28 protein-coding genes and 1 riboswitch are annotated in these 25,013 nt (G+C 39.5%); of the genes, 26 read left to right on the forward strand and 2 right to left on the reverse strand.

Annotated elements, in window-relative coordinates; genetic code table 11:
* Positions 1–2 precede the first annotated feature (2 nt).
* The 25 genes from ACRX5O_RS08855 (at position 3) to ACRX5O_RS08975 (ending at position 22,110) form a co-directional block, all read left to right on the forward strand.
* Positions 3–1,787 (forward strand): acyl-CoA dehydrogenase FadE, encoded by a 1,785-nt coding sequence (locus ACRX5O_RS08855; protein WP_433905601.1) that lies wholly within the window; start codon positions 3–5, stop codon positions 1,785–1,787.
* Positions 1,788–2,166: 379 nt separating this feature from the next.
* Positions 2,167–2,529 carry an arsenate reductase family protein gene (locus tag ACRX5O_RS08860; protein WP_433905602.1) on the forward strand — a complete coding sequence of 121 codons (363 nt, stop codon included), beginning with the start codon at positions 2,167–2,169 and terminating at the stop codon, positions 2,527–2,529.
* A 35-nt stretch (positions 2,530–2,564) separates the two neighbouring features.
* Positions 2,565–2,948, forward strand: coding sequence for a glycine cleavage system protein GcvH (gene gcvH, locus ACRX5O_RS08865; RefSeq protein ID WP_119709834.1), 384 nt, complete (start codon positions 2,565–2,567; stop codon positions 2,946–2,948).
* A 101-nt stretch (positions 2,949–3,049) separates the two neighbouring features.
* Positions 3,050–3,289, forward strand: coding sequence for a YusG family protein (locus ACRX5O_RS08870; RefSeq protein WP_433905603.1), 240 nt, complete (start codon positions 3,050–3,052; stop codon positions 3,287–3,289).
* 127 nt (positions 3,290–3,416) lie between these two features.
* Complete coding sequence (locus ACRX5O_RS08875) at positions 3,417–3,773, forward strand: toprim domain-containing protein (protein WP_433905604.1); 357 nt, start codon at positions 3,417–3,419, stop codon at positions 3,771–3,773.
* 14 nt (positions 3,774–3,787) lie between these two features.
* Positions 3,788–4,093, forward strand: coding sequence for a thioredoxin family protein (locus ACRX5O_RS08880; protein ID WP_433905605.1), 306 nt, complete (start codon positions 3,788–3,790; stop codon positions 4,091–4,093).
* A gap of 243 nt (positions 4,094–4,336) precedes the next feature.
* A complete protein-coding gene (locus ACRX5O_RS08885; protein ID WP_433905606.1) occupies positions 4,337–4,687 on the forward strand; it encodes a hypothetical protein in 351 nt (116 codons plus the stop codon).
* A 37-nt stretch (positions 4,688–4,724) separates the two neighbouring features.
* Positions 4,725–6,038, forward strand: a complete 1,314-nt coding sequence (locus tag ACRX5O_RS08890) for an O-acetylhomoserine aminocarboxypropyltransferase/cysteine synthase family protein (protein ID WP_433905607.1) — start codon at positions 4,725–4,727, stop codon at positions 6,036–6,038.
* A gap of 105 nt (positions 6,039–6,143) precedes the next feature.
* A riboswitch (SAM riboswitch) is annotated at positions 6,144–6,249 on the forward strand.
* A gap of 177 nt (positions 6,250–6,426) precedes the next feature.
* On the forward strand, positions 6,427–7,452 hold the full coding sequence (locus ACRX5O_RS08895) for a methionine ABC transporter ATP-binding protein (RefSeq protein WP_433905608.1): 1,026 nt from the start codon (positions 6,427–6,429) through the stop codon (positions 7,450–7,452).
* Positions 7,445–8,113 carry a methionine ABC transporter permease gene (locus ACRX5O_RS08900; protein ID WP_433905609.1) on the forward strand — a complete coding sequence of 223 codons (669 nt, stop codon included), beginning with the start codon at positions 7,445–7,447 and terminating at the stop codon, positions 8,111–8,113. The genes ACRX5O_RS08895 and ACRX5O_RS08900 overlap by 8 nt, the downstream gene beginning before the upstream one ends.
* 11 nt (positions 8,114–8,124) lie before the next feature.
* Entirely contained in the window at positions 8,125–8,973 is an 849-nt protein-coding gene (locus tag ACRX5O_RS08905; RefSeq protein ID WP_433905610.1) for a MetQ/NlpA family ABC transporter substrate-binding protein, read from the forward strand.
* 117 nt (positions 8,974–9,090) lie between these two features.
* Positions 9,091–9,462, forward strand: a complete 372-nt coding sequence (locus ACRX5O_RS08910) for a carboxymuconolactone decarboxylase family protein (protein WP_433905611.1) — start codon at positions 9,091–9,093, stop codon at positions 9,460–9,462.
* Between the two features lie 238 nt (positions 9,463–9,700).
* Positions 9,701–9,841, forward strand: coding sequence for a YuzK family famiily protein (locus ACRX5O_RS08915; RefSeq protein WP_433905612.1), 141 nt, complete (start codon positions 9,701–9,703; stop codon positions 9,839–9,841).
* 257 nt (positions 9,842–10,098) lie between these two features.
* Entirely contained in the window at positions 10,099–10,884 is a 786-nt protein-coding gene (gene sufC, locus ACRX5O_RS08920; protein WP_433905613.1) for a Fe-S cluster assembly ATPase SufC, read from the forward strand.
* A 16-nt stretch (positions 10,885–10,900) separates the two neighbouring features.
* Positions 10,901–12,211 carry a Fe-S cluster assembly protein SufD gene (gene sufD / locus ACRX5O_RS08925; protein ID WP_433905614.1) on the forward strand — a complete coding sequence of 437 codons (1,311 nt, stop codon included), beginning with the start codon at positions 10,901–10,903 and terminating at the stop codon, positions 12,209–12,211.
* Positions 12,211–13,440, forward strand: a complete 1,230-nt coding sequence (locus ACRX5O_RS08930) for a cysteine desulfurase (RefSeq protein WP_433905615.1) — start codon at positions 12,211–12,213, stop codon at positions 13,438–13,440. Before sufD ends, ACRX5O_RS08930 begins: the two co-directional genes overlap by 1 nt.
* Positions 13,430–13,864: a Fe-S cluster assembly sulfur transfer protein SufU gene (sufU, locus tag ACRX5O_RS08935; RefSeq protein WP_433905616.1), complete on the forward strand. Its 435-nt coding sequence runs from the start codon at positions 13,430–13,432 to the stop codon at positions 13,862–13,864. Before ACRX5O_RS08930 ends, sufU begins: the two co-directional genes overlap by 11 nt.
* 44 nt (positions 13,865–13,908) lie before the next feature.
* A complete protein-coding gene (sufB, locus tag ACRX5O_RS08940) occupies positions 13,909–15,306 on the forward strand; it encodes a Fe-S cluster assembly protein SufB (RefSeq protein ID WP_119709820.1) in 1,398 nt (465 codons plus the stop codon).
* A gap of 82 nt (positions 15,307–15,388) precedes the next feature.
* Entirely contained in the window at positions 15,389–16,231 is an 843-nt protein-coding gene (locus tag ACRX5O_RS08945) for a DUF72 domain-containing protein (protein ID WP_433905617.1), read from the forward strand.
* A 24-nt stretch (positions 16,232–16,255) separates the two neighbouring features.
* Entirely contained in the window at positions 16,256–17,620 is a 1,365-nt protein-coding gene (locus tag ACRX5O_RS08950) for a bifunctional metallophosphatase/5'-nucleotidase (RefSeq protein WP_433905618.1), read from the forward strand.
* A gap of 71 nt (positions 17,621–17,691) precedes the next feature.
* On the forward strand, positions 17,692–17,994 hold the full coding sequence (locus tag ACRX5O_RS08955; RefSeq protein ID WP_340905284.1) for a YunC family protein: 303 nt from the start codon (positions 17,692–17,694) through the stop codon (positions 17,992–17,994).
* Positions 17,995–18,224: 230 nt separating this feature from the next.
* Positions 18,225–19,322, forward strand: coding sequence for an HD-GYP domain-containing protein (locus ACRX5O_RS08960; RefSeq protein WP_433905619.1), 1,098 nt, complete (start codon positions 18,225–18,227; stop codon positions 19,320–19,322).
* A gap of 88 nt (positions 19,323–19,410) precedes the next feature.
* The gene (gene yunB, locus ACRX5O_RS08965) at positions 19,411–20,151 is read left to right on the forward strand and encodes a sporulation protein YunB (protein ID WP_433905620.1); all 741 of its coding nucleotides are present in this window, start codon (positions 19,411–19,413) and stop codon (positions 20,149–20,151) included.
* A 334-nt stretch (positions 20,152–20,485) separates the two neighbouring features.
* The gene (locus tag ACRX5O_RS08970) at positions 20,486–22,003 is read left to right on the forward strand and encodes a sodium-dependent transporter (protein ID WP_433905621.1); all 1,518 of its coding nucleotides are present in this window, start codon (positions 20,486–20,488) and stop codon (positions 22,001–22,003) included.
* The gene (locus ACRX5O_RS08975) at positions 22,003–22,110 is read left to right on the forward strand and encodes a methionine/alanine import family NSS transporter small subunit (RefSeq protein WP_433905622.1); all 108 of its coding nucleotides are present in this window, start codon (positions 22,003–22,005) and stop codon (positions 22,108–22,110) included. Before ACRX5O_RS08970 ends, ACRX5O_RS08975 begins: the two co-directional genes overlap by 1 nt.
* A 43-nt stretch (positions 22,111–22,153) precedes the next feature.
* Here the strand turns inward: ACRX5O_RS08975 and ACRX5O_RS08980 are convergent, their stop codons facing one another.
* On the reverse strand, positions 22,154–23,116 hold the full coding sequence (locus tag ACRX5O_RS08980) for a M23 family metallopeptidase (RefSeq protein WP_433905866.1): 963 nt from the start codon (positions 23,114–23,116) through the stop codon (positions 22,154–22,156).
* Positions 23,117–23,349: 233 nt separating this feature from the next.
* Between ACRX5O_RS08980 and lipA the strand changes: the two genes are divergently transcribed.
* Positions 23,350–24,267 (forward strand): lipoyl synthase, encoded by a 918-nt coding sequence (gene lipA, locus ACRX5O_RS08985; RefSeq protein WP_119709812.1) that lies wholly within the window; start codon positions 23,350–23,352, stop codon positions 24,265–24,267.
* Positions 24,268–24,309: 42 nt separating this feature from the next.
* On the opposite strand, the gene ACRX5O_RS08990 is transcribed toward lipA, so the two are convergent.
* On the reverse strand, positions 24,310–24,969 hold the full coding sequence (locus ACRX5O_RS08990; protein WP_433905623.1) for a YhcN/YlaJ family sporulation lipoprotein: 660 nt from the start codon (positions 24,967–24,969) through the stop codon (positions 24,310–24,312).
* Positions 24,970–25,013 lie beyond the last annotated feature (44 nt).

A 25,013-nucleotide genomic window follows, 5' to 3' on the forward strand; every position in this document is an offset into this window, starting at 1 on the left:
AGATGACTAATCAAACAGATAAATTAATTAAAGGTGGAAGCTTTTTAATCGAAGATGTTTCCTATGAACGAGTCTTTACTCCAGAGGATTATACAGATGAGCAAAAAATGATCGCAAAAATGACGGAGGACTTCGTTACCAATGAAGTTCTCCCACAAGTGGAGCATATCGAAAACCATGAGTTCGACCGTTCGGTAAAGCTTTTAAAAGAAGCAGGTGAACTCGGTCTTCTAGGGGCTGACGTTCCGGAAGAGTATGGCGGTTTGGCTCTTGATAAAATTAGTTCTGCACTAATCGCTGAAAAAATGTCTCGTGCGGGTGGTTTCTCGATTTCACACGGTGCACATGTTGGTATCGGGTCGTTACCAATCGTGTTGTTCGGGAACGAAGACCAAAAGCAAAAATACTTACCTACACTAGCAACTGGTGAAAAGCTGGCTGCCTATGCATTAACAGAGCCAGGATCGGGTTCAGATGCATTAGGGGCAAGAACAACGGCTGTATTAAATGCAGAAGGAACGCATTATGTGCTTAACGGAGAAAAGCAATGGATTACAAACGCAGGATTTGCAGATGTATTTGTTGTTTATGCAAAAATTGATGGCGAGCACTTCTCTGCTTTTATCGTTGAAAGAGAGTTTTCGGGAGTGTCTGTTGGTCCAGAAGAAAAGAAAATGGGGATTAAGAGTTCTTCCACTCGTACTTTGATTTTAGAAGATGCTCAAGTACCGGTTGAAAACCTATTAGGAGAGTATGGCAAAGGTCATATTATTGCCTTTAACATTTTAAATATTGGTCGTTATAAGCTTGGGGTAGGGGCAGTTGGAGGTTCTAAGGCGGCATTTGAAATTACGACTAAGTACACGAACCAACGCCAACAATTTAAAACAAAGCTATCTCAATTCAATCTAACAAAAGAAAAACTAGCAACAATGGCTTCCAAAATCTATGCGGCAGAAAGCTCTGTATACCGTACTGTCGGACTTTTTGAAGAACGCATGAGCAAGCTATCGGACGAAGAAGTGAAAAATGGGAAAGCGGTAGCAGCATCGATTGCTGAATACGCAATCGAGTGTTCATTGAACAAATTCTTCGCAACGGAAGTGTTGGATTATGTAGCGGACGAAGGGGTACAGCTTCACGGTGGCTACGGTTTTATGAGCGAGTATGAAATCGAACGAGTGTACCGCGACTCTAGAATTAACCGAATTTTTGAAGGAACCAACGAAATCAATCGTCTATTAGTGCCAGGTACTTATTTAAGAAAAGCATTTAAAGGAGAGCTTCCGTTATTCCAGAAAGCTCAAGCTCTTCAAGAAGAGCTCATGATGCTCATGCCAGAAGAGCCAGGGGATGAGCCGCTAGCTCAAGAGAAGTATTTAGTGAAAAATGCGAAGAAAATCGGCCTTCTTGCGGCAGGCCTAGCGGCTCAAAAGTTTGGCAAAGCGCTTGAGAGTGAGCAGGAAATCTTAGTAAACATCGCCGATATCGTATCCAATGCGTATGCCATGGAATCAGTGGTTCTACGAACAGAAAAAGCAATTGCTAAGGACGGGGAAGAAAAGAGCAAGCAAAAGCTTTTATACACACAAATCTTCTGTCAAGAAGCGTTCAATGAAATTGAGCAGCATGCAAAAGAAACACTTGTTGCAACAGAAACAGGTGACGCCCTGCGCATGATGATCTCCGCCCTTCGCAAATTTACAAGACACACACCAATCAACGTCATTGCGAAAAAGCGTGAAGCATCAGAAAAACTAATCGAAGCAGAAAAATTTGTCCTATAACTAGAGTGAATCCCCCCTTCATCTATTTGAAGGGGGTGTTTTGGTACCAAAAGAGAGGTATTTATAATAAATTACGTAAATTTTGGTGGGAATTTTAAAATTAAAGACATTTATTTGCGATTCTGGAAATTTACTTGCTAACCTGAAGATATATTTGCGATTCTGAAATTTTACCTGCCATTCAAAAGGTTTACTTGCAATTCTAGTTAATTACTTGCTATTCAAGGAGCTTATTTACGTTCCTCCAATACCCTATAAGCAATATGCATTTTTAGAATTCAATAACTTCAAAATTCCCCAAAAATTTCGTAGTCAAAGTTATGAATTTGTACCTAATTATGTTAATATGCAATTGAAAGTGTAAAAGGATGGTGGTAACATGGCATTGACCTTCTATTGGTATCCGAAATGTGGAACCTGTCGAAACGCGAAAAAATGGCTGGATTCTCACAATATTGAGTATCAAGAGGTACATATCGTAGAGCAGCCTCCTTCAAAAGCGGAACTGGAATCCTACTATAAAGCAAGTGGACTTGAGCTGAAAAAATTCTTCAACACAAGCGGACAAAAATATCGTGAGCTTGGTGTGAAAGATAAAATTGCAACATCTTCAGAGGACGAGCTTCTTGAGCTTCTTGCCTCGGACGGAATGTTAATCAAGCGCCCATTGCTAACAGATGGAGAGAAAGTAACGCTTGGCTTTAAGGAAGCAGACTATGAAAAAGTATGGCTTACAAAGTAACCAACAATTAATACATAATATGGAGGGGTTTTATCGTGAGTACACCAAAGGATCTACGTTATTCTGAAGAACATGAATGGGTAAAAACAGAAGGAAATACCGTTCGTATCGGTATTACACATTTCGCTCAATCGGAGCTTGGTGACATCGTGTTTGTTGAACTTCCAGAAGTGGGTGACACAGTAACTGCTGATGAGCCATTCGGTAGCGTTGAATCTGTTAAAACAGTTTCTGAACTTTACGCTCCAGTAAGCGGAAAAGTAGTAGAAGTAAACGAAGACTTAAACGACAGCCCAGAGTTCGTCAATGAGTCACCATACGAAAAAGCTTGGATGATTGTTGTTGAGCCAACTGACGCTAGTGAAGTGGATAACTTAATGACAGCTGAGCAATACGAAGAAATGATTAACGAAGACTAATACAAAAGGCACCTTTTTAGGTGTCTTTTATTGTCTCTTTTTTTTCTAGCAAACATGGGCATGCTACACGTATAACAGAAAAGAAAGGGATGGCTAACAACATGACTTTGCAGCAAGGTAAATTAGATATTACAGACCGTGTTGTCGGAAAGCTTCAAAATGGCGAAATTGTACTTTATCTAGAAAACGAGAGAATCGGAAAGGTAACTTTACCGAGTGGAAGTGATATGCAGCTTGAACATCATTTTGAAAGCGCTGGGGAGAAGATTTTTCAGCTTGTATCCACTCCATCCAGTGACGAACCAAGATATACCGATTGTGATGAAGGTGGATGGTGCTAATCCAAGGGCAGCGGTTTATTTCCGCTGTTTATTTTTTTATAATCGTAAATAGTTAGAGGAATTGTACACCTCTTTCGAGAATAATGAATAAAGTAAAGAAAATACAACATGTTCACAGGTGATGCATATGACTGAAATGAGACCTGAAAAAGTAATTATTGTGGAAGGTACGTCAGACAAAAAGAAGGTGCAAAAGGTTATTAAGGAGCCTGTAGACATTATTTGTACGAACGGAACGATATCTCTTTCGAAGCTCGATGAAATCATTGATGATTTGTTTGGAAAAGATGTCTATATCCTTGTTGATGCTGATGAAGCTGGAGAAAAGCTTCGAAGGCTTTTTAAACGGGAATTTCCTGAAGCAGACCATTTATACATCGATCGAACTTACAGGGAGGTCGCTACTGCACCAGAACATCATTTAGCTACTGTACTGCTCGGGGCAAACATCGATGTCTTTGCGCAATTTTTAGACAAAGTGTAAGAAGGGGTAACAACATGCAAGAATTGCTTGATTATAACAGGGAATGGCTCCTCTCGGCTGAGGAAACAAAATTTCTCTACTTGTACACACCATTATGTGGTACATGCCAAGTAGCAGGAAAAATGCTCTCGGTCGTTGAACAGCTTTTGCCACACCATAACTGGTTAAAGGCAGATCTGAATTTTGTGCCGGCGTTAGCTGAGCAATATTCGATTGAGTCCGTTCCCTGTTTACTTGTTATAAGAAACAATGAACTGGTTAAGAAAATTTATGCTTTTCAATCGGTACCATTTTTATATGAAAGTTTAAGATCTTTTTAGGAATCAGACGTACTTGTCTGATTTTTTTATTTGTGGATTCCTAGATCCCTTCGACAGTAAAAGTAATTTCGTTCAAAAAGTAGACATATTTCTCGGGAAATGAACTCTAACTACAGCATTCGATACAACGCTTGTTAGGTACCCCTGACAAACGCCCCGAAAATTTGTCGAAAAGATATTAAAGGTAAGGCTTCTCTCAGAGTGGAATATATATGTAATCGTATATTTAGAGGGGGAAGACCTATGCTTGTTCAGTTACAAAGAACAGTGAATGAATGGAATAACCGAAGTCATTTACTGCCTTTTTTAAAGAAGGCACCAGTCGTTATTTGTATTAGATCAGAAGATGAGGCCTTCTTTATCCATATAAATAAAGGGAACGTTGAACTTCTATTCAAAAAAGATCATCATCATATTGACGCATATCTCCAAGGACAGAAGGAACATATAATATCCTTGCTCTGTGGGGAGATCAAACTAAGACAAGCAACTTTATCGAAATTAATTTCCTTACAAGCAACATTTAGAACAGCTTTATACTTAGAAACCTTGTTCTTTTTAGTAAAGCCATATAAGCATGTAAGTAATATTTAAATTTTTTACTATAAAAATTGTTTTGGGAGGGAATGGAATGACAAATCAGAAGAAGTATCGGTTAGAAACCCTTGGTGTACATGGTGGATTAAGCCCAGATCCTGTTACTGGAGCAAGAGCGGTGCCAATCTATCAAAACAATGCTTATCAGTTTAAAAATACAGAGCATGCTGCAAATCTTTTTGCACTTGCTGAGCCGGGATATATTTATACACGCATTCATAATCCAACTACTACTGTTTTTGAAGAAAGAGTGGCCCTGCTAGAAGGTGGAGTAGGAGCACTCGCTGTGGCGAGTGGAATGGCAGCGATTACACTGGCGATTCTGAACTTGGCTGAAGCAGGGGATGAAATCGTTGCGGCTTCGAATCTATATGGAGGTACATATAATCTATTTGCCGTAACACTACCTAAATATGGGATTCAAGTGAAGTTTGTGGATTCAACCAATCCAGAGAACTTTAAACAAGCTATTACAGAGAAAACAAAGGCGGTATTTGCAGAGACCATTGGAAACCCAAGCTTGCGAATTTTGGATATCGAAAAGGTTGCAAAGATCGCACATGATGCAGGTATTCCGCTAGTAATCGATAATACCTTTGCGACTCCTTATTTATGTCGTCCAATCGAACATGGTGCAGATATTGTCATTCATTCGGCAACAAAGTGGCTTTTAGGAAATGGTACTACGCTTGGAGGCATTATCGTGGATGGCGGAAAGTTTGATTGGAATTCGTCGAAGTTTCCTGGATTTACAACCCCTGATGCAAGCTATCATGATATTGTATATAGTGAGGCAATTGGTGCTGCAGCTTATATTGTGAAAGCAAGAGTTCAATTACTACGTGATCTAGGTCCAGCATTAAGCCCTCAAAATGCCTTTCAATTCACACTTGGTCTAGAAACTTTGCATGTGAGAATGAAGGAGCATGTGGCAAATACGAAGAAGGTAGTTGAGTATCTAGAAGCACATCCTGCGGTTAATTGGGTGATGTATCCAGGAAATGAAAAGCATCCAGACTATGAGCTTGCAAAGAAATACTTACCTAAAGGAGCAGGTTCTATCGTTGTCTTTGGAATTGATGGAGGTCGAGAGGCTGGAGCAACGTTTATAAATAGTCTCAAACTTTGGGCGCATGTTGCCAATGTTGGCGATGCAAAAAGCTTAGTAATCCATCCTGCGAGCACAACTCATCAACAGCTTGACTCTGAGGGATTAAAAGCAGCAGGTGTTCCAGAGGATTTAATTCGTCTATCAATCGGAATTGAAAATGTTGAAGATTTAGTTGAAGACTTAGAGCAAGCGATTACACTGGCGACAGGGAAAACTTCGCTTACTAGCAATGTGTAATCAATAAGATTTTTGTCGAAATTTATCGTTGACACCCCGATTTTTCCATGATACGATAGCAATCGTGATTAAGACTACAACGTAAAGTTCATATAGATTGATAAGCTCTTATCAAGAGAGGTGGAGGGATGTGCCCTATGAAGCCCGGCAACCGTCAAATTATTGAAATGGTGCCAATTCACACAAAGCGTATTGCTTTGATAGATGAGAGAAAGGTGATTGTTTCTGCCTTTCTGCTCATGCAGAAAGGTTTTTTTTGTTCATTTAGAAAGTTCTCATTCGAATAGGAATGGTACGAATGATAGAACCTAAGTTGTAATGAAGCCTTCTGTAGCATGATACTATGTAGTTTTATCAGAATAATCGGAAATGGAAGGAGGAGAAACCTTTGATCTCGATAAAAGACGTGAAAAAAATATATTCTTCAAGACAAGGAAAAGTAACGGCTGTTGATAATGTAAACCTAGAAATTACTGAAGGAGAAATCTTCGGTGTTATCGGTTATAGTGGTGCAGGGAAAAGTACGCTTATTCGTATGCTGAACGGGTTAGAAATTCCTACTGAGGGATCCGTTAATGTGGCAAATAATGAAGTATCGAAAATTAAAGGTAGTAGCCTTCGTAAAGCTAGACAGGAAATAAGCATGATTTTCCAACATTTTAACCTTTTATGGTCTCGAACAGTAAGAGAAAATATTGCATTTCCACTTGAAATTGCAGGAGTTCCTAAAGGGCAAAGAATGAAAAGAGTAGACGAGCTTATTCGTTTAGTTGGACTAGAAGGAAGAGAAGACGCTTACCCTTCTCAATTGAGTGGAGGGCAAAAACAAAGAGTAGGAATTGCGAGAGCACTTGCTAACAATCCAAAGGTTCTCCTTTGTGATGAGGCAACATCTGCACTTGATCCACAAACAACAGATTCAATTCTAGAGCTATTAGTTGATATTAATAAGCGTTTAGGATTAACCATTGTCCTTATCACCCATGAAATGCACGTCATTAGAAAGATTTGTCATCGTGTAGCTGTAATGGAAGGTGGAAAGGTCGTTGAACTCGGCCCAGTACTTGATGTATTTAAGCATCCTAAGGAAGAAATTACGAAACGATTTGTTCAGCAGGTAACTGAACCGGAGGAAACAAAGGAAACGATTGAACATCTATTAGAACTGTACCCGCATGGTACAGTCGTACAACTAGGCTTTGTTGGAGAAGCAGCAGAACAACCGCTGATTACAAATCTTATTCGTAATTACCAAGTGACTGTTAATATCCTGCAAGGGAAAATATCGCAAACACAAAATGGATCTTATGGAACGCTTTTCATCCACTTAGATGGGGAAAGGGAAGAACTTTCAAAGGCCATTGCATATATCGAGTCACAACAGGTTGGAGTGGAGGTGATTTCGAATGCTTGAGACACTTTTACCAAACGTGAACTGGGAAAAAATGATTGAAGCAACGAATGAAACTCTTTATATGTCAGCAATATCAGTTGTTATTACATTTGTTCTGGGTTTAATTTTAGGACTTTTACTATTTTTAACGGCTAAGGGTAATATTTGGGAAAATATTTTAGTGAATAAAGTGATCAGTTCTGTAGTGAACATCTTCCGCTCGATTCCCTTTATTATATTAATTGTTCTTCTAATACCTTTTACAAGAGCATTGCTTGGTACGATGATTGGTGAAAATGCAGCTTTACCAGCATTAATTATTGGTGCGGCTCCGTTTTACGCGAGAATGGTGGAAATCGGATTGCGTGAGATTGATAAAGGAGTTATTGAAGCGGCTAAATCCATGGGAGCTAAGACAAGCACGATTATCTTTAAGGTGCTTATTCCTGAATCACTGCCAGCTTTAGTATCTGGTATTACGGTTACGGCTATTGCTTTGGTGAGTTATACAGCAATGGCAGGTGTAATTGGTGCGGGTGGATTAGGAAACCTAGCATATCTAGAAGGGTTCCAAAGAAGTCGTAGTGACGTAACCTTTGTGGCAACTGTCATCATTTTAATTATTGTGTTTATTATTCAATTTATTGGAGATTCTATAACATCAAAACTAGACAAAAGATAGGAGAGACAAAAATGAAGAAATTTTTAAGCTTATTTTTATCATTAGCAGTTGCTCTAGTTCTTGCAGCTTGCGGTACAGCGAACGAAGATGAGTCTAACGCTGGTGAAGGCGAAGAAGCAGCAGAAACTACTGAATTAGTAGTTGGAGCTTCTAACGTACCACATGCTGAAATTCTAGAAGAAGCAAAATCACTTTTAGAGGAAAAAGGATTTGAATTAAAGATTGAAACATTCCAAGATTACATCCTACCTAACCAAGCGTTAGAATCTGGTGATCTTGATGCAAACTATTTCCAACATATTCCTTACCTTGAGTCTCAAATGGCTGAGCATGGCTATGATTTTGCTAATGCGGGTGGAATCCATATCGAACCAATGGGTGTGTACTCTAAAAAGTACAAGAGCTTAGATGACCTTCCAGAAGGAGCACATATCATCATGAGCAGCTCAGTGGCAGACCACGGTCGTATTTTAACAATGCTTGAAAAAGAGGGATTAATCACTCTTAAAGAAGGCGTAAACAATGTAGAAGCAACGGTTGAAGATATCGCAGAAAATCCTAAAAAAATTCACTTTGACACAGAGTACGAAGCATCATTATTACCACAAATCTATAATAATAATGAAGGCGATGCAGTACTTATCAACTCAAACTATGCAATCGATGCAGGTCTGAACCCAATTGAAGATTCAATCGCAATCGAAGACAAAGAGTCTCCATACGTAAACGTAATCGCTGTTCGTAAGGACGACGAAAACTCTGAAGCAATCAAAGCTTTAGTAGAAGTGTTACACTCAAAAGAAATTCAAGATTTCATTCTTGAAAAGTACAAAGGTGCTGTAGTACCTGTATCAGAATAATATGAAATGCAGATGTCTCTTAAAGAGGCATCTGTTTTTTTTTATGTAATAATTTGTCTTATTTCAAGGATACTAACATATGTGATACTACATAATTTAAAGACTGGAGTGGGACAAATGGATCAAGGATTTATTGCAAGTAATCCGAGTGAAGAAGCTCTACATGATTATAAACTAGGACTTGGCACGTTTACTCAGAAAATGCCAGATATCGCTAGTCATTTTAATGCATTCACAGAAGCATGCTTTAAAGAGGGAGTCTTGTCTCAAAAACAAAAGCAATTAATTGCACTTGGAATTAGCTTATATTCTCAGGATGAATATTGCATCATCTACCATATCAAAGGATGCATGGATCAAGGTGCAACTGAGCAAGAAATTCTTGAAGCAGTTGGGGTTACTGCAGCGTTTGGTGGTGGAGCGGCTCTGAGCCAGGCCGTTACCCTTGTACAAGATACAATGGATGATTTTAATCAATTAAAACAGTGAGTTAAGCTCATATCGAGAGGATTTGGCAAGAAAACACTGGAAATCATAAGGTAAGTTTTTCTAACAAAGTATTACTCGTATTCATCCTTAAATATCGTGTTTTTTCGGCTTTGTTCCAAAGATTTGACCTGTGTTACGATAGATGTGACCAAAAGAGTCGAATAAAGCGATATTTGGAAGGGATGGATTCATTATCAGTCAACTAAGGTTGAACTACACGAGTGAGATGGAAAAGGCGATGTATGCAGCTCATGGGGTGGGATATGAAACCTACAGTCGAAGACATAAGGTTAGAATGAAAATTGAAAAAGCAAGGCAACAAAATTATCTGCAAAGTCAAAGAATGATTGCTGATTTGGATCGTAGGGTTCATGCCTAGTAGCTTATATATAATATAGAAGAAATATAGGGCCAGTGGAGAATTCCACTGGTTTTTCTGTTGAGCCAATGGTATCGTACATAGAAAAGATAGTCGGAGAAAAAAATAGGTAGGTAATATGTCGAGAAGAGGTTCATAAGAGTTGATATCACATTTCATTTGTTATAAGATTGTAATGAGAATAAAATGAGAATGAAAATAAAGTTTTTATAGTAAAGAGATAACTAATTTTCTTTCAAATTACGGAGGTAATAGATATGTCAGGATCAACTTTATCCATTAAGGATTTACATGTGTCAATCGATGAAAAAGAAATTCTAAAAGGGGTAACTCTTGAAATTAAGGGTGGAGAAATCCACGCAATCATGGGACCTAACGGAACTGGTAAATCTACTTTGTCTTCTGCGATTATGGGACATCCTAAATATGAAGTAACTTCTGGTTCAATCTCTCTTGATGGAGAAGATGTACTTGAAATGGAAGTAGATGAGCGTGCTCGTGCTGGTCTATTTTTAGCGATGCAATACCCAAGCGAAATTAGCGGGGTAACAAATGCGGACTTCTTACGTTCAGCTGTTAACAGCCGTCGTGAAGAGGGAGACGAAGTTTCTTTAATGAAATTCATCCGTCAAATGGACAAAAACATGGAGTTTTTAGAAATGGATCCAGATATGGCTCAACGTTACTTAAACGAAGGGTTCTCTGGTGGAGAAAAGAAGCGTAACGAAATTCTACAATTAATGATGATTCAGCCAAAGATTGCGATCCTTGACGAAATCGACTCTGGATTAGATATCGACGCGTTAAAGGTTGTTTCAAAAGGAATTAACGAAATGCGTAGCTCTGAGTTTGGTTGCTTAATGATCACTCACTACCAACGTTTATTAAACTACATCACACCGGACAAAGTTCACGTAATGATGCAGGGACGTATCGTTAAATCTGGTGGCCCTGAACTTGCTCAACGTTTAGAAGCTGAAGGATATGATTGGATTAAAAAAGAGCTTGGCATTGAGGACGAAACTGTCGGGCAAGAAGCGTAAGTTAGGGGGACCAGACATGACTACAGAAACCGTATTACCATTCGATAAGGAATATGTGACTTCTTTTTCAAAAGAGATGGGTGAGCCAGCTTGGTTAACGGAACTTCGCGTAAATGCGTTAGCGACAGCTGAAAGCCTATCACTTCCAAGACCTGATAAAACAAATATTACAAAATGGAACTTTACTCAATTCGATAAGCATATTGTTAAAAGTGAAGATTATGCTTCTCCTTCTGATCTTCCGGAAGAAGTAAAATCATTGATCGGTACAGAAGAAGGCGAGAAAACATTATACATTCAACGCAATAACCGCCCGACGATTCTTTCTGTTTCAGAAGAACTGAAAAATCAAGGCGTGGTGTTTGTAGATATCTTTACAGCTGCTCGTGAGCATGGAGACCTTTTACAAAAGTACTTCATGAAAGACGGTGTAAAGGTTGATGAGCATAAGCTTACTGCTCTTCATGCGGCATTTATGAACGGTGGAGTATTCCTATATGTTCCTAAAAACGTGGAAGTTTCTGCACCAGTTCAAGCGGTATTTATCCATGATGACAAGGAAGCAAATGTGTTCAACCATGTTCTTGTAGTGGCTGAAGACAATAGCTCTGTCACTTATGTTGAAAACTATATTTCATTGGTAGAAGAAGCAAACTCAATTTTTAACATCGTAACGGAAGTAGTTACAGGTACAAATGCTACCGTTCAATACGGTGCAGTTGATACTTTAGCTAAAGGTGTAACAACGTATGTAAACCGTCGTGGAGTGACAGGACGTGACTCTCGTATTGAATGGGCACTTGGTTTAATGAATGACGGCAACACTATTTCTGATAACGTGACAAACCTTGTTGGAGATGGCTCAGTTGGCGACATGAAAATGGTAACTGTTGGACGTGGGGAGCAAACACAAAACTTCACAACAAGTGTTGTTCACTGGGGCAAGCACACGGATGGCCAAATCCTCAAGCATGGTGTGACGAAAGACAGTGCTACCTCTATCTTTAACGGGATTGGAAAAATTGAATACGGTGCAACCAAGTCAAATGCGGAGCAAGAATCACGCGTATTAATGCTAAGTGAAAAAGCACGTGGGGATGCTAACCCAATTCTTCTTATTGATGAAGATGATGTAACGGCAGGACACGCCGCTTCAGTAGGACGCGTGGATCCACTTCAACTTTACTACCTAATGAGCCGTGGAATTCCTAAGACAGAAGCAGAACGCCTTGTTATTCATGGATTCTTAGCTCCTGTTGTTAACGAGCTTCCAATCGAAGGTGTGAAAAAGCAATTAGTGGAAGTTATCGAAAGGAAAGTAAGATAATGAATATTCAGGATATTCGCAGTCACTTTCCGATTCTGCATCAAGAAGTGAACGGCAAACCATTAGTGTATCTTGATAGCGCAGCGACTTCTCAAAAGCCCGTTTCGGTAATCGAAACGTTAGAGAAGTATTATAAAGAATACAATTCGAATGTGCACCGAGGCGTTCACACGCTTGGTACAAAAGCAACCGACGCTTATGAAGGGGCACGTGAAAAGGTTAGAAGGTTTATTAATGCAAAATCTACGGAAGAGATTATCTTCACTCGTGGAGCGACTACAGCATTAAACTTTGTCGCCCAAAGCTATGGTACAGACAATCTTCGTGAGGGTGATGAAATTGTCATCACCTTTATGGAGCACCATGCCAATATTATTCCTTGGCAGCAAGTAGCCAAGAAAACCGGTGCTACTCTTAAGTACATTCCCCTTCAAGAGGATGGAACAATTAGCCTAGACGATGTAAGAGCAACAGTTACCTCGAATACAAAGATTGTTTCCGTAATGAAGGTTTCGAATGTTTTAGGAGTCATGAACCCAATTAAAGAAATAGCCAAGATCGCTCATGAAAATGGTGCGGTAATGGTGGTTGACGGTGCCCAAGCTGCTCCTCATATGAAGATTGATGTACAGGATCTAGACTGCGACTTCCTTGCTTTTTCAGGTCATAAAATGTGTGGACCAACTGGAATTGGAGTTCTCTATGGGAAGAAACAGCATTTAGAAAAAATGGAGCCAGTTGAGACAGGTGGAGAAATGATCGACTTTGTAGATTTATACGAATCTACTTGGAAAGAGCTTCCTTGGAAGTTTGAAGCAGGTACCCCAATTATTGCGGGAGCTGTTGGACTTGGGGCTGCGATTGATTTCCTAGAGCAAATTGGCTTAGAAAATATAGAAGCACACGAGCATAAGCTAGCTGCTTATGCGATGGAGAAATTATCACGAATTGAAGGAATGACGATATACGGTCCGAAAGATCCAGGTCTTCGTGCTGGTGTGGTTACTTTCAATATCGATGATGTTCATCCGCATGATGTGGCAACAGTGCTTGACGCAGAAGGTATTGCCGTACGTGCTGGTCATCATTGTGCACAGCCTCTAATGAAATGGCTAAAGGCTTCTGCAACAGCTCGTGCTAGCTTTTACCTGTACAACACCGAAGAAGAGATTGATAAGCTTGTGGAAGGGCTTATCAAAACAAAGGAGTATTTTAGCGATGTCTTCTAATCATTTAGATACCCTCTATAGACAGGTAATTATGGATCATTACAAAAACCCTCGTAATAAAGGGGTTTTAGAAAACGATAGCCTAACCATCAATATGAATAATCCAACATGTGGAGACCGGATTCAGCTTACACTTAAGCTTGAGGAAGGTGTCGTGAAGGATGCAAAATTTGAAGGGGAAGGCTGCTCAATCTCTATGTCATCTGCTTCTATGATGACGCAAGCCATCAAAGGGAAAAAGCTTGAAGAAGCATTAAAGTTATCGGAAGTGTTTTCCCAAATGATGCAAGGCAAGGAATACGATGATAGCCTAGACTTAGGTGATATAGAAGCATTACAAGGTGTTTCCAAGTTTCCAGCGCGAATTAAGTGTGCGACTCTAGCGTGGAAAGCAATGGAAAAGGGCATTAAAGAAGAACAATAAGGGGAAGCATAAACGCATGCTCCTACGAATGGAGGAACACGACAATGGCTAAAAAAGCGCCTGAAATCGGTGATTACAAATATGGCTTTGCCGATAAAGATGTGTCTATCTTCCGCTCGAAGCGTGGATTAACACGTGAAATCGTGGAAGAAATCTCAAAAATGAAGCAAGAGCCGCAATGGATGCTTGATTTTCGTTTGAAATCACTAGAGCATTTTTACAATATGCCAATGCCACAATGGGGTGGAGATTTAGCGGCATTAAATTTTGATGAAATTACGTACTATGTAAAACCTTCTGAAAAGACAGAACGTTCTTGGGATGAAGTTCCTGAAGAAATTAAACAAACATTTGATAAGCTTGGTATTCCTGAAGCTGAACAAAAGTACTTAGCAGGTGTATCTGCTCAGTACGAATCTGAGGTTGTATATCACAACATGCAGGAAGATCTTGAAAATCTAGGAATTGTGTTTAAGGACACTGATTCTGCCCTTCGTGAAAATGAAGACATCTTCCGTGAGCACTGGGCAAAAGTTATTCCACCAACGGATAACAAATTTGCTGCATTAAACTCTGCTGTATGGTCAGGTGGATCTTTCATCTATGTACCTAAAGGTGTAAAGGTAGAAACTCCACTTCAAGCTTATTTCCGTATCAACTCTGAAAACATGGGGCAGTTCGAGCGTACGCTTATCATTGTTGATGAAGGCGCACATGTACACTATGTAGAAGGTTGTACAGCACCTGTTTATACAACAAACTCCCTTCATAGTGCGGTTGTTGAAATCATTATCAAGAAAGATGCTTACTGCCGTTATACAACGATTCAAAACTGGGCAAACAACGTGTTTAACCTAGTTACGAAGCGTGCGGTTTGTGAAGCAAACGCAACAATGGAATGGATTGATGGAAACATCGGTTCTAAGCTGACTATGAAATACCCAGCGGTAATCCTTAAAGGCGAAGGTGCTCGTGGAATGACCTTATCAATCGCACTAGCTGGTAAAGGTCAACACCAAGATGCTGGAGCGAAGATGATTCACTTAGCTCCTAACACGTCTTCTACCATTGTTTCAAAGTCAATTTCGAAGCAAGGTGGAAAAGTAACGTACCGTGGGATCGTTCATTTTGGACGTAAAGCTGACGGCGCACGTGCGAACATTGAGTGTGACACGCTGATCATGGATAATCAGTCTACTTCAGATACCATTCCTTACAACGAAATCTTAAACGACAACATCTCATTAGAGCATGAAGCGAAGGTTTCAAAGGTTTCTGAGGAGCAATTGTTCTATCTAATGAGCCGTGGTATTTCTGAAGAAGAAGCAACAGAAATGATCGTAATGGGCTTTATCGAACCATTCACGAAAGAACTTCCGATGGAATATGCAGTTGAAATGAACCGTCTAATCAAGTTCGAGATGGAAGGTTCAATCGGTTAAAGAATAAAGGAAACGTTCACCCTAGAAGGTGAACGTTTTTTCATACATATGATATGATGATGACAATAGATGGAGGGGTGGAATGATCTATATTGGAGTGACTGGTTGGGGTGACCATGATCGATTGTACGGTCCACATACCTCACCTAGAAATAAGTTAAAAGAGTATGCTGGTTTTTTTCCAACTGTCGAAGTCGATTCCTCCTTTTATGCTATACAGCCTACAAAAAATGCGCAAAGATGGATCGAGGATACCCCGCCTTCCTTTCGTTTTATTGTAAAGGCATATCAAGGGATGACTGGGCATTCGAGAGGTGAAATTCCTTTTGAAAGCAAAGAGCAAATGTTTCAAGGGTTTAAGGATTCTCTTACACCTTATATAGAGAGCGAAAAGTTAGCTATTGTCTTGTTTCAGTTTCCGCCATGGTTTGATTGTAAAAGGGAGCATGTTGAATACTTGCGTTGGTGCAAAAAACAGATGGGTGATATCCCGTGCGCTCTTGAATTTCGGCATCAATCGTGGTTTCGTCCCTCCTTTTATGAGCGAACACTTCAATTTATGAAGGAAGAAGAGTGGATTCATAGCATTTGTGATGAACCGCAATCGGGAGATGGGTCTGTCCCTACTGTGCTCGAATCACTAGGGAAAGAGAAGCTGTTGATTCGTTTTCATGGACGAAACGTACATGGTTGGCAAAAACGTACAGAAAACTGGCGGGAAGTCAGATACTTATATCGGTATAATCAGAATGAATTGAGACAATGGGTAGAGCATATAAAAAAGCTAGAAAAAGAAACGGAACATCTATATATCGTTTTTAATAATAATTCTGGTGGAGATGCCGCTGATAACGCGCTTGAGTTGATTGATCTACTCGGAATCGAGTATGAAAACTTAGCACCTCGCCAGCTTGATTTGTTTTAGCATTTTTGTGAGAGGAGAGACAGTATGACCTTAGAAGATATTCATATTTATCACACGAATGACCTACATAGTCATTTTGAACACTGGACAAGGATCAGCTCTTTCTTGCAGAGAAGGAGAGACCTTCATCAAAGTGCAAACGAAGACGTTCTTCTATTTGACATAGGTGATCATATGGACCGTTGGCATCCTCTGACAGATGCTACACGGGGAAAGCGAAACACCGAGCTATTAAATGAAGTGGGATACACGGCCGTAACGATTGGAAATAATGAAGGAATTACTCTCTCCTTCGAAGACTTAGACACTCTATATCAAAAGAGAACATTTGATGTTATTGTAGCTAATTTTTTTACGGCTATAGGCACTCGTCCTCAGTGGGTAGAGCCATATCATATTTATGAGCTGAAAAATAAAGCACGTGTTGCTGTTATCGGTTTGACCGCCTATTTTTCACATTTTTATGGACAGCTGGGCTGGGAACTATCCGAACCGATGGAAGAACTAAAGCGCCAGCTAGCACAAATAAAAGAAAAGGCAGACATCATCATTCTCCTCTCTCATTTAGGCATACATGATGATGAAGCCATTGCTGAGCAATTTCCTGAAATTGATGTGATTTTAGGGGCGCATACCCATCATGTGTTTCATGAAGGAAAAGAAATAAATGGTGTCATTCTTGGTGCTGCAGGAAAGTACGGAATGTTTGTTGGCCATATTACACTTACGATTGATAGCGAGACACTTCACGTGATGAAAAAGCGAGCAATTGCATATGATTCAAATAAACTTCCTTATGTTGAAAACGAAAAGGAAGAGGAGAATCGGCTGTATGAAGAAGGAAAGGCGTTGCTTTTTACCGAGGTTGCTAGAATAGAAGAGCCTTACCGCTCGAGGGAAGTGTTAGCTCGCCTTCTTTGTGAAACTCTTCGCAGCTGGTGTAAGGTAGATAGTGCCTTTTTAAACGAAGGGTTAATATTGCGTGATTTACCAAGTGAAACGGTTACGGAATACGATTTATTAACAATTTGTCCACATCCCATAAATCCTACGGTGGTCGACCTTTCAGGTGCTGAATATCAAGAAGTCATCAGACTTGCATTAGATGAAAAGTGGGGGAATATGGTGATTAAGGGGTTTGGATTTCGTGGCACTTTCATGGGGAAAATGGTTTTTGAGGGTGTTGAGGTGAAGCATGAGAATAATGGACTCTCTTTTTATATTAATGGTAAGAAAATTGAAAGAGAAGCACGCTATCAATTAGCAATTCCAGACATGTTTACTTTTGGTCAGCTGTTTCCTGAAATTAGAAGAGCGGAGCATAAAGTATTCTTCTTCCCAGAGTTTATGCGTGATTTATTACGCTGGAAGCTTCAAAACTTGCAATAGCTAGGCAAATGAAACTCACATTTTTTCTTCCTATTACATAAGTTGATAAGGAAGAAAGGAGAGTGTAGCAAGTGATTGAGCTTTCACCTATTGAAATCAATGGACACACTTTTTTAAGTGTATCAGTTAAACTTCCAAAAACGAATTTGCTCGTAGTGAGTAATGATAAAGGATACATCATGTGTGGTGCTCTTGATGTGGCACTTCTCAATGAAAAGCTTAAGGATAGAAAAGTTATTGCCGGTAGAGCCGTTGGTGTTAAAACCATTGAGCAGCTTTTAGAGGCACCTTTAGAGTCCGTTACGTATGAAGCGGAAAATTTAGGGATTACAAAGGGTATGCTTGGAAAAGATGCCATGTTAAAAATGATTTAAAAAGGCGCAGAGTATGCGCCTTATTTTACTTTTAATTGGAAATAATGGTAATAGGAAATAGGTTTGTCCTTATTCATAAGCAAAAGTAGTCATTTGGCCTATTTATTTTTTCAATTAGGTACTAAAGTATGTTGAAATTTAGTCGATAATAGAGTTATCTTAGAAGATAAAGTAGGAATTTGTCAGGACTTGTTGAATAATGTCAGTCAGACTAATACAGGAGAACTATAATGAGACTAGTAGCTACCGCTAATGTAGAATCTGGAACTATACTAGGAAAAACAGTTAGAAATGATAAAGGTCAGATTTTACTAAGCGAGGGAGTAGAGTTAAACAAAAAGATGCTTAATCGCTTACAACTGCTGGGCATTACCTACATATATATAAAAGATTCTGTAACAGAAGGGATCGAGTATATCGAGGTACTCCCTGATTCAATTCGAAGAGAGGCTGTCCAAACGATTGAAACGACCTTCCAAGAGCTTCAAAAGGATAGCAAATTTAATTCCACATTTGTTATTGAAAAAGCGTCAAAAAGATTTAAAGATCTGATTCGACAGCTTTTATTTGAGTTGAAAAATAATGAAAATTTGTTAACCATGTTGGCTGATGTCTATACATATGATAACTATATCTTCACACATTCCTTACATGTGACCATGTATTCTCTTGCGATTGGAATGAAGTTAAAGCTCCCTCCTAAAGAACTTGAAATACTAGGGATGGGAGCCATACTTCACGATGTAGGGAAAATGAAAGTACCATGTGAAATTCTTCAGAAGCCTGGAAAATTAACAGATCAAGAATACGATGAGATTAAAAGGCATCCTGAAGAAGGCTTCCAAATGCTTCGTAATGTTCCAGCGATGTCCCTTATTGTCGCTCATTGTGCGTATCAGCATCATGAACGGCTAAATGGGACCGGATATCCACGCGGTATCGAAGGCGAAGATATTCATCAGCTTGCGAAAATTATTGCGGTAGCTGATGTGTTTGATGCGGTTACCTCAAATCGTGTGTATCGTGATGCAATGCTACCCCATCATGGCCTAGAAATTTTGTTTGCCGGATCAGGAACCCTTTTTGATCCAAAAATAATAGAGGCATTTCGTAAAGGGGTAGCCATTTACCCTGTTGGAATTACGGTTATACTTGATGATGGCCGTAAAGGAGTTGTATCCAAACAAAACATGGGAGTCAGCGACCGGCCGGTTGTAAGGATCATTGAAGAAGATGGTAAAAGCATTGACCCGTACGAACTAGACCTAAGCAAAAGCTTAACAACAATGATTGTCGAATGCGACACGACCTTTCCTAAAAAAGCGTAACTAGTCTATCAAAGATAAAAAAATTCATATTTTTGCGCTAGTTCCCTCCTTTACAGCATACATATAGCTTGTAAAGGGGGGATTTGTCTTGCGTAAATTTCGCGGTCGTCTGCCGCGGAGAGGTCCATTGCCGTTCAGATACGTTTTTTTACTTACCTTTGTGTTTTTCATCTTTTCAACAGCAGCTGGTCTTTGGATAATAAATGAGGGGCTAAAGCCTACACTTGTTAGCTATGCAAACTCACAAACTCGAAAAATTGCTTCACTTGTCATAAATAATGCAGTAAGTAAAAAAATAACAAACGTTATGGATATAAAATTCGAAGAGACCGGTGATGGAGATGTGGTGTTCCTAAACGCAGAACATCTCAACCGTGTTAAAGCAGAAGTAACTGAGTTGGTACAAGATAATATTAAAAAAGCAGAAAAGGGAGACCTCTCAGAGCTTGAATCATTCACCGATATTGAAATCAATACGGATAAAAAGGAAAACGGAATCGTTTATTATGTTCCATTAGGTCAGGCTACCAATAATGCCCTTTTAGGTAACTTAGGACCAAAAATACCAATAAAATTTAACTCCATCGGTTCCGTTACCTCTACCTTTAAGACAGTGAAAGAAGAATTGGGAATTAATAATACGTGGGTAGAAATTCATGTTCAAGTGGAAGTAAAGGTACAGATCATCATTCCATTTGCTACGGAAATTATTACCGTTAAAGAGGATGTGCCGGTTGCGACTGGTCTAATAAAAGGGGAAGTTCCACAGTTTTATAACGGTGGCGGCGGTGATTCTGGTGCATCAATTGACCTACCTATGGACAACTAATCAGTAAGTGAAAAAGTCAGAGGATATCTGTGTTCTTCTGACTTTTTTTCTATAGAAAAGTGGGAAGAAAGGGGTGGAAGAGATGGAGAGAGGAGGGGAAAGAAGTATGCGAGAATAATATTCTGAAATGTTAGTCTTTTCACATTTTTAATAACTTCTACTATATTAACGTATTAAACTAAATTATTATTCTGAAAATAAAGTTTTGACAGATGGACAAAAACTAGCTATACTAATTTTAGATTAAATCAAATAATCAGAAAATATAAAAAGTTCCAATTATTTTCTAAAATAAGGAAAAAAGTTTGGGACTCAGTAGGAGGTCATTTTTACTATGGATAATCGTCCACAATGGGGGACTCGTGCAGGTTTTATCATGGCAGCAGTTGGATCAGCTGTAGGACTAGGAAATATCTGGCGTTTTCCCGCAGTAGCTTATGAAAATGGAGGAGGAGCATTCTTTTTACCGTACTTATTCGCTATTTTAACTGCTGGTATCCCGCTTCTCGTTCTAGAGTTTACACTAGGTCATAAATATCGCGGATCATCTCCATTAACATTCGCTCGTCTAAACAAGAAAACTGAATGGCTTGGCTGGTGGCAAGTTGCGATTTCATTTGTTATCTCAACATACTATGCTGTTATTATAGCTTGGGCAATGTCATTTGCTTACTTCTCTTTCGGAGAAAAATGGGGTAAGGACCCAGGAGCATTCCTATTCGGAGACTATTTAAAGCTTGCTGAAGCACCAGGTCAGGTTGGTAGCATCGTTCCTAGCGTTTTTATTCCATTAGTACTAGTTTGGGTCATTGCACTTGGTGTTCTTTTCAAAGGTGTTAAAAAGGGTATTGAAGCAGCGAACAAGATCTTTATTCCGGCACTTGTTATTTTATTCCTTGTAATCGTCGTTCGCGCTGTAACATTAGATGGAGCTGCTCAAGGTTTGGATGCATTCTTCAAGCCAAACTGGAGCTTAATTGCAGAACCTAAGGTTTGGGTTGCTGCATACGGTCAAATTTTCTTCAGCTTATCAATTGGTTTTGCGATTATGGTTACGTATTCTAGTTATTTACCAAAGAAGACAGACTTAACAAATAATGCATTTATCACAGCTTTTGCTAACTCTGGTTTTGAATTATTAGCAGGTATTGGTGTATTTGCTGCCTTAGGTTTTATGGCTCAGCAGCAAGGTGTGGCTGTCAGTGAAGTAGTTGCTGGTGGAGTAGGGTTAGCTTTCGTAGTTTTCCCGCAAATCATTAGTGAATTCCCTGCATTTAACGGTCTATTAGGATCTATTTTCTTCCTGTGTTTAGTATTAGCTGGTTTAACATCTTTAATTTCGATCATTGAAACATATGTAGCTGGAATTCAAGACAAATTTAAAGTATCACGTAACAAAGCGGTAGCAATTGGTGGAGGAATCTCTGCAGTCATTTCGATTCTATTTGCCACTCAAGGTGGATTATACTTCCTTGACGCTGCTGACTATTTTATCAACCAATTTGGTATTGTTGTAGCTGGATTTGCGGAAGTAGTAATTGTAGCTTGGGTACTACGTGAAATGAAGGTTCTTCAACAGCATGCTAATAGCATGTCAGATATCCTTTTAGGTGCGTGGTGGAAAGTTTGCTTAGGAGTAATTACTCCAGTTGTTTTAGGATATATGATGATTCAAAACTTCATCAATAACTTAAAAGATAATTACGAAGGATACCCAACAAGCTTCCTATTATATACAGGTTGGGGAGTAGCGTTAGCTGCCATTGTTGTTGGATTTGTATTCGCTGCTTTCAAGTGGCAAAAAGGTGCATTAGATTTACCTTCAACTGATAGCAAGGAGGTTTCAAAATAATGTCAACGAGTGCGATTGTTATGATGGTTGTTGGTATGGTCGTTTTATGGGGTGGATTTGCAGCTAGCATTGCTAATGCAGTTTCCAAAACGAAAAAGGCAAATTAAATTATATAAAAGAAGGACTAGCGGATTTAAATCCGTTAGTCCTTTATTTTTTTCTTTTACTTGCACGTTCTTGACGTTCCCAAAGTTTTAAATGTGGAAACGGATCATAGCTCCATTCTGTATATCCATTATCACGATACATTCCATAATGAAGATGGGGTGGGAATTTACCTGACGTACCTGGAGGTCCATAACCAGAACTTCCGACACCGCCTATGACCATTCCAGGTTCAACGATTTGTCCTACCTTTAATTCCTTACTGAAGCCACTTAAATGGGCGAAATAATGATAGTTATTGTTAATATCACGGATCCCGATTCGCCAGCCGCCAAAACGGTTCCAGCCTTTCATTTCAACAATGCCATATGAGGTTGCACGAACAGGAACGCCATAGTGGGCAAAAATATCTGTTCCTTCATGCATGCGTCGTCCACCCCAGCCACGAGCGTCTCCCCATGTGTTTCGATAGCTATAATCGGATCTAAGGGGTACTGGAAAGGCGTGACTATCAAGATCTAGTCGACCATAATTTTTATAAATTTCGGACTTTCCGATAATAATCCCTACTGTTTTATCTCGTTTATAATAATCCCAAAGACCAATTTTTATATTATCATGGTCCGTCCCGTAAGATAGGATGAAGTTTGCAAAAGCAAAAAGAACATCTTCGTCATCTTTCAAACTTGCCTTGCCATCCCCGTTCCCATCGATTCCAAAACCGTTAAAGTACTTAATGGACATCGGATTCTCATCTTCAAGATTTGGGTTCAGCGGACCAACCCATTGCTCTGGTTTGTAGTAAATGCCAGTTAGACCCTCCGCTTTCGGCAAATCACGTCGAGACTGCCTAAGACTTCTTTCATATTGGTCAACAGCGGCCATATAGTACCAAGGAATATTGGTAGCTGCTTCCACTTCTTTATATAGCTCGAGTCGCTTTGCATAAATGGTCTGTTGATCGGTTTCAGCGTGTGCATATCGATCAGAAGGTAATAATAGCATCATAACAAGAAAAATAAAGATTCCTTTTAGCAGTTTCCGCACGATGATCCTCCTTCAAAAGAATTAACATGCTTTAGTTTGTCTTAAAACATTTAAAACAATATATATCAATTACTGGTAATAGTAAGTCTCTTGCTTGTCGTATAATCTTCATTATGTTAAAGTGATTCAGGAGTAGTCTGAAATAGCTACATAGTGTGAAAAAAACACTTATCATATAAGGATGGTGTGGGAAGTTGAGCAAAAACCAAGAACATTTACGTAAACCCGAGTGGTTGAAAATTAAATTAAACACGAACGAAAATTATACAGGCTTGAAAAAGATGATGAGAGAGAAAAAGCTTCATACCGTTTGTGAAGAAGCAAAATGCCCTAATATTCATGAATGTTGGGCTGTTAGACGTACCGCTACATTTATGATCTTAGGTGATATTTGTACTCGTGCTTGCCGTTTCTGTGCGGTTAAAACGGGTCTTCCGACAGAACTTGACCTTCAAGAACCAGAACGTGTGGCTGATTCTGTTGTGTTAATGAATCTAAAGCATGTGGTTGTTACGGCTGTAGCACGTGATGACTTGAAAGACGGTGGTGCAGCAGTATTTGCTGAAACCGTTCGTGCCATCCGCAGAAAGAGTCCGTTCACAAGTATTGAAGTACTTCCATCAGATATGGGTGGAGTTGAAGAGAATCTTCGTATGCTAATGGATGCGCGCCCTGACATCTTGAATCATAATATTGAAACGGTGAAACGTTTATCGGATCGTGTGAGAGCACGTGCAAAATACGACCGTTCACTTGAGTTCTTAAGAAGAGCAAAGGAAATGCAACCGGATATTCCTACAAAGTCATCCATTATGATTGGTCTAGGTGAAACGAAGGAAGACCTACTTGAAGCAATGGATGATTTACGAGCAAATAACGTTGATATTTTAACAATTGGACAGTATCTGCAGCCGTCTAAAAAGCATCTGCCAGTTGAAAAATACTACCGCCCTGAAGAATTTGCTGAGCTAAAAGAAATTGCCCTAAGCAAAGGCTTTAGTCACTGTGAAGCTGGTCCGCTTGTACGTTCCTCTTACCATGCAGACGAGCAGGTAAACGCAGCAGCTAAGCACAAGCAATTATTAGGTGAAAAAGAAGCGAAGGAAGCATAATATAAGAAAAGAGGCATTACGAAGTTCGTAAGCCTCTTTTTCTTATCGGTTCATTTTCGCCTTCATCTGTTGGCTTATATCATCTTTGTCCATGTCTTCATTAAGCTCTCCCTGGGCTTCACCATTCGCATTTTCACCTGTGCTCATGCTTTTCCCTTGAGGAGAAGATAGCATTTGCTTAATGAGCTGGTTGATTCCAGTTTCCGTATTTGCACTATTCGGACCGAGGTTGGCAAAATTCTCGACATTTGGACGAAGTGCTTCATTATCACTAACATATACATGGTACCATCTCGGTATAACGGACATAGCCATACGCTTTACTTGGTCAGCTGTTAAATTACGATCACTAGAATCGGTATGGTACACTATGAGAACTTCCTCATCTGTTACTAATGTGGAGATATCGTCTACATTAGGAACATCTGTGCAATACTCACCGATGATATCGGCCACCTTTTCACGATCAATGGCAGCATAGTGATTTTGGGACTGTGTACGAGCCATTTCGTCCTTTTTATGTCTTACATAGCCAAAATCTTCAGAACCATTCTTATCTCGATTGTATATATCACCAGTTGCGTCATTAACGCTTAGAGCATTGCTTCGTTCGTTCTGAACATCATCACGCCCTAGATTATTTTGACAAGCAGTAAGTGTTGTCATTGCACAAATTCCAAGGATTATCATTGAGTTTTTCAAGATTTACACCCCCTCTTTTATAGAATGACCACGAGAATTCTTTT

It is taken from the genome of Robertmurraya mesotrionivorans (assembly GCF_050971805.1).
In the GTDB taxonomy this organism is placed as follows: Bacteria; Bacillota; Bacilli; order Bacillales; family Cytobacillaceae; genus Robertmurraya_A.

Excerpts from the sequence above, each read along its gene's own strand:
- ACRX5O_RS08930 (WP_433905615.1), top strand. The coding sequence starts at position 12,211 with ATGAATATTCAGGATATTCGCAGTCACTTTCCGATTCTGCATCAAGAA.
- ACRX5O_RS08975 (WP_433905622.1), top strand. The coding sequence starts at position 22,003 with ATGTCAACGAGTGCGATTGTTATGATGGTTGTTGGTATGGTCGTTTTA.
- ACRX5O_RS08870 (WP_433905603.1), top strand. The coding sequence starts at position 3,050 with ATGACTTTGCAGCAAGGTAAATTAGATATTACAGACCGTGTTGTCGGA.
- ACRX5O_RS08915 (WP_433905612.1), top strand. The coding sequence starts at position 9,701 with ATGTATGCAGCTCATGGGGTGGGATATGAAACCTACAGTCGAAGACAT.
- sufC (WP_433905613.1), top strand. The coding sequence starts at position 10,099 with ATGTCAGGATCAACTTTATCCATTAAGGATTTACATGTGTCAATCGAT.
- ACRX5O_RS08890 (WP_433905607.1), top strand. The coding sequence starts at position 4,725 with ATGACAAATCAGAAGAAGTATCGGTTAGAAACCCTTGGTGTACATGGT.
- ACRX5O_RS08945 (WP_433905617.1), top strand. The coding sequence starts at position 15,389 with ATGATCTATATTGGAGTGACTGGTTGGGGTGACCATGATCGATTGTAC.
- ACRX5O_RS08905 (WP_433905610.1), top strand. The coding sequence starts at position 8,125 with ATGAAGAAATTTTTAAGCTTATTTTTATCATTAGCAGTTGCTCTAGTT.
- sufU (WP_433905616.1), top strand. The coding sequence starts at position 13,430 with ATGTCTTCTAATCATTTAGATACCCTCTATAGACAGGTAATTATGGAT.
- ACRX5O_RS08900 (WP_433905609.1), top strand. The coding sequence starts at position 7,445 with ATGCTTGAGACACTTTTACCAAACGTGAACTGGGAAAAAATGATTGAA.
- ACRX5O_RS08855 (WP_433905601.1), top strand. The coding sequence starts at position 3 with ATGACTAATCAAACAGATAAATTAATTAAAGGTGGAAGCTTTTTAATC.
- ACRX5O_RS08860 (WP_433905602.1), top strand. The coding sequence starts at position 2,167 with ATGGCATTGACCTTCTATTGGTATCCGAAATGTGGAACCTGTCGAAAC.
- ACRX5O_RS08885 (WP_433905606.1), top strand. The coding sequence starts at position 4,337 with ATGCTTGTTCAGTTACAAAGAACAGTGAATGAATGGAATAACCGAAGT.
- ACRX5O_RS08910 (WP_433905611.1), top strand. The coding sequence starts at position 9,091 with ATGGATCAAGGATTTATTGCAAGTAATCCGAGTGAAGAAGCTCTACAT.
- ACRX5O_RS08980 (WP_433905866.1), bottom strand. The coding sequence starts at position 23,116 with ATGATGCTATTATTACCTTCTGATCGATATGCACACGCTGAAACCGAT.
- ACRX5O_RS08875 (WP_433905604.1), top strand. The coding sequence starts at position 3,417 with ATGACTGAAATGAGACCTGAAAAAGTAATTATTGTGGAAGGTACGTCA.
- sufB (WP_119709820.1), top strand. The coding sequence starts at position 13,909 with ATGGCTAAAAAAGCGCCTGAAATCGGTGATTACAAATATGGCTTTGCC.
- sufD (WP_433905614.1), top strand. The coding sequence starts at position 10,901 with ATGACTACAGAAACCGTATTACCATTCGATAAGGAATATGTGACTTCT.
- ACRX5O_RS08880 (WP_433905605.1), top strand. The coding sequence starts at position 3,788 with ATGCAAGAATTGCTTGATTATAACAGGGAATGGCTCCTCTCGGCTGAG.
- ACRX5O_RS08960 (WP_433905619.1), top strand. The coding sequence starts at position 18,225 with ATGAGACTAGTAGCTACCGCTAATGTAGAATCTGGAACTATACTAGGA.
- ACRX5O_RS08970 (WP_433905621.1), top strand. The coding sequence starts at position 20,486 with ATGGATAATCGTCCACAATGGGGGACTCGTGCAGGTTTTATCATGGCA.
- ACRX5O_RS08950 (WP_433905618.1), top strand. The coding sequence starts at position 16,256 with ATGACCTTAGAAGATATTCATATTTATCACACGAATGACCTACATAGT.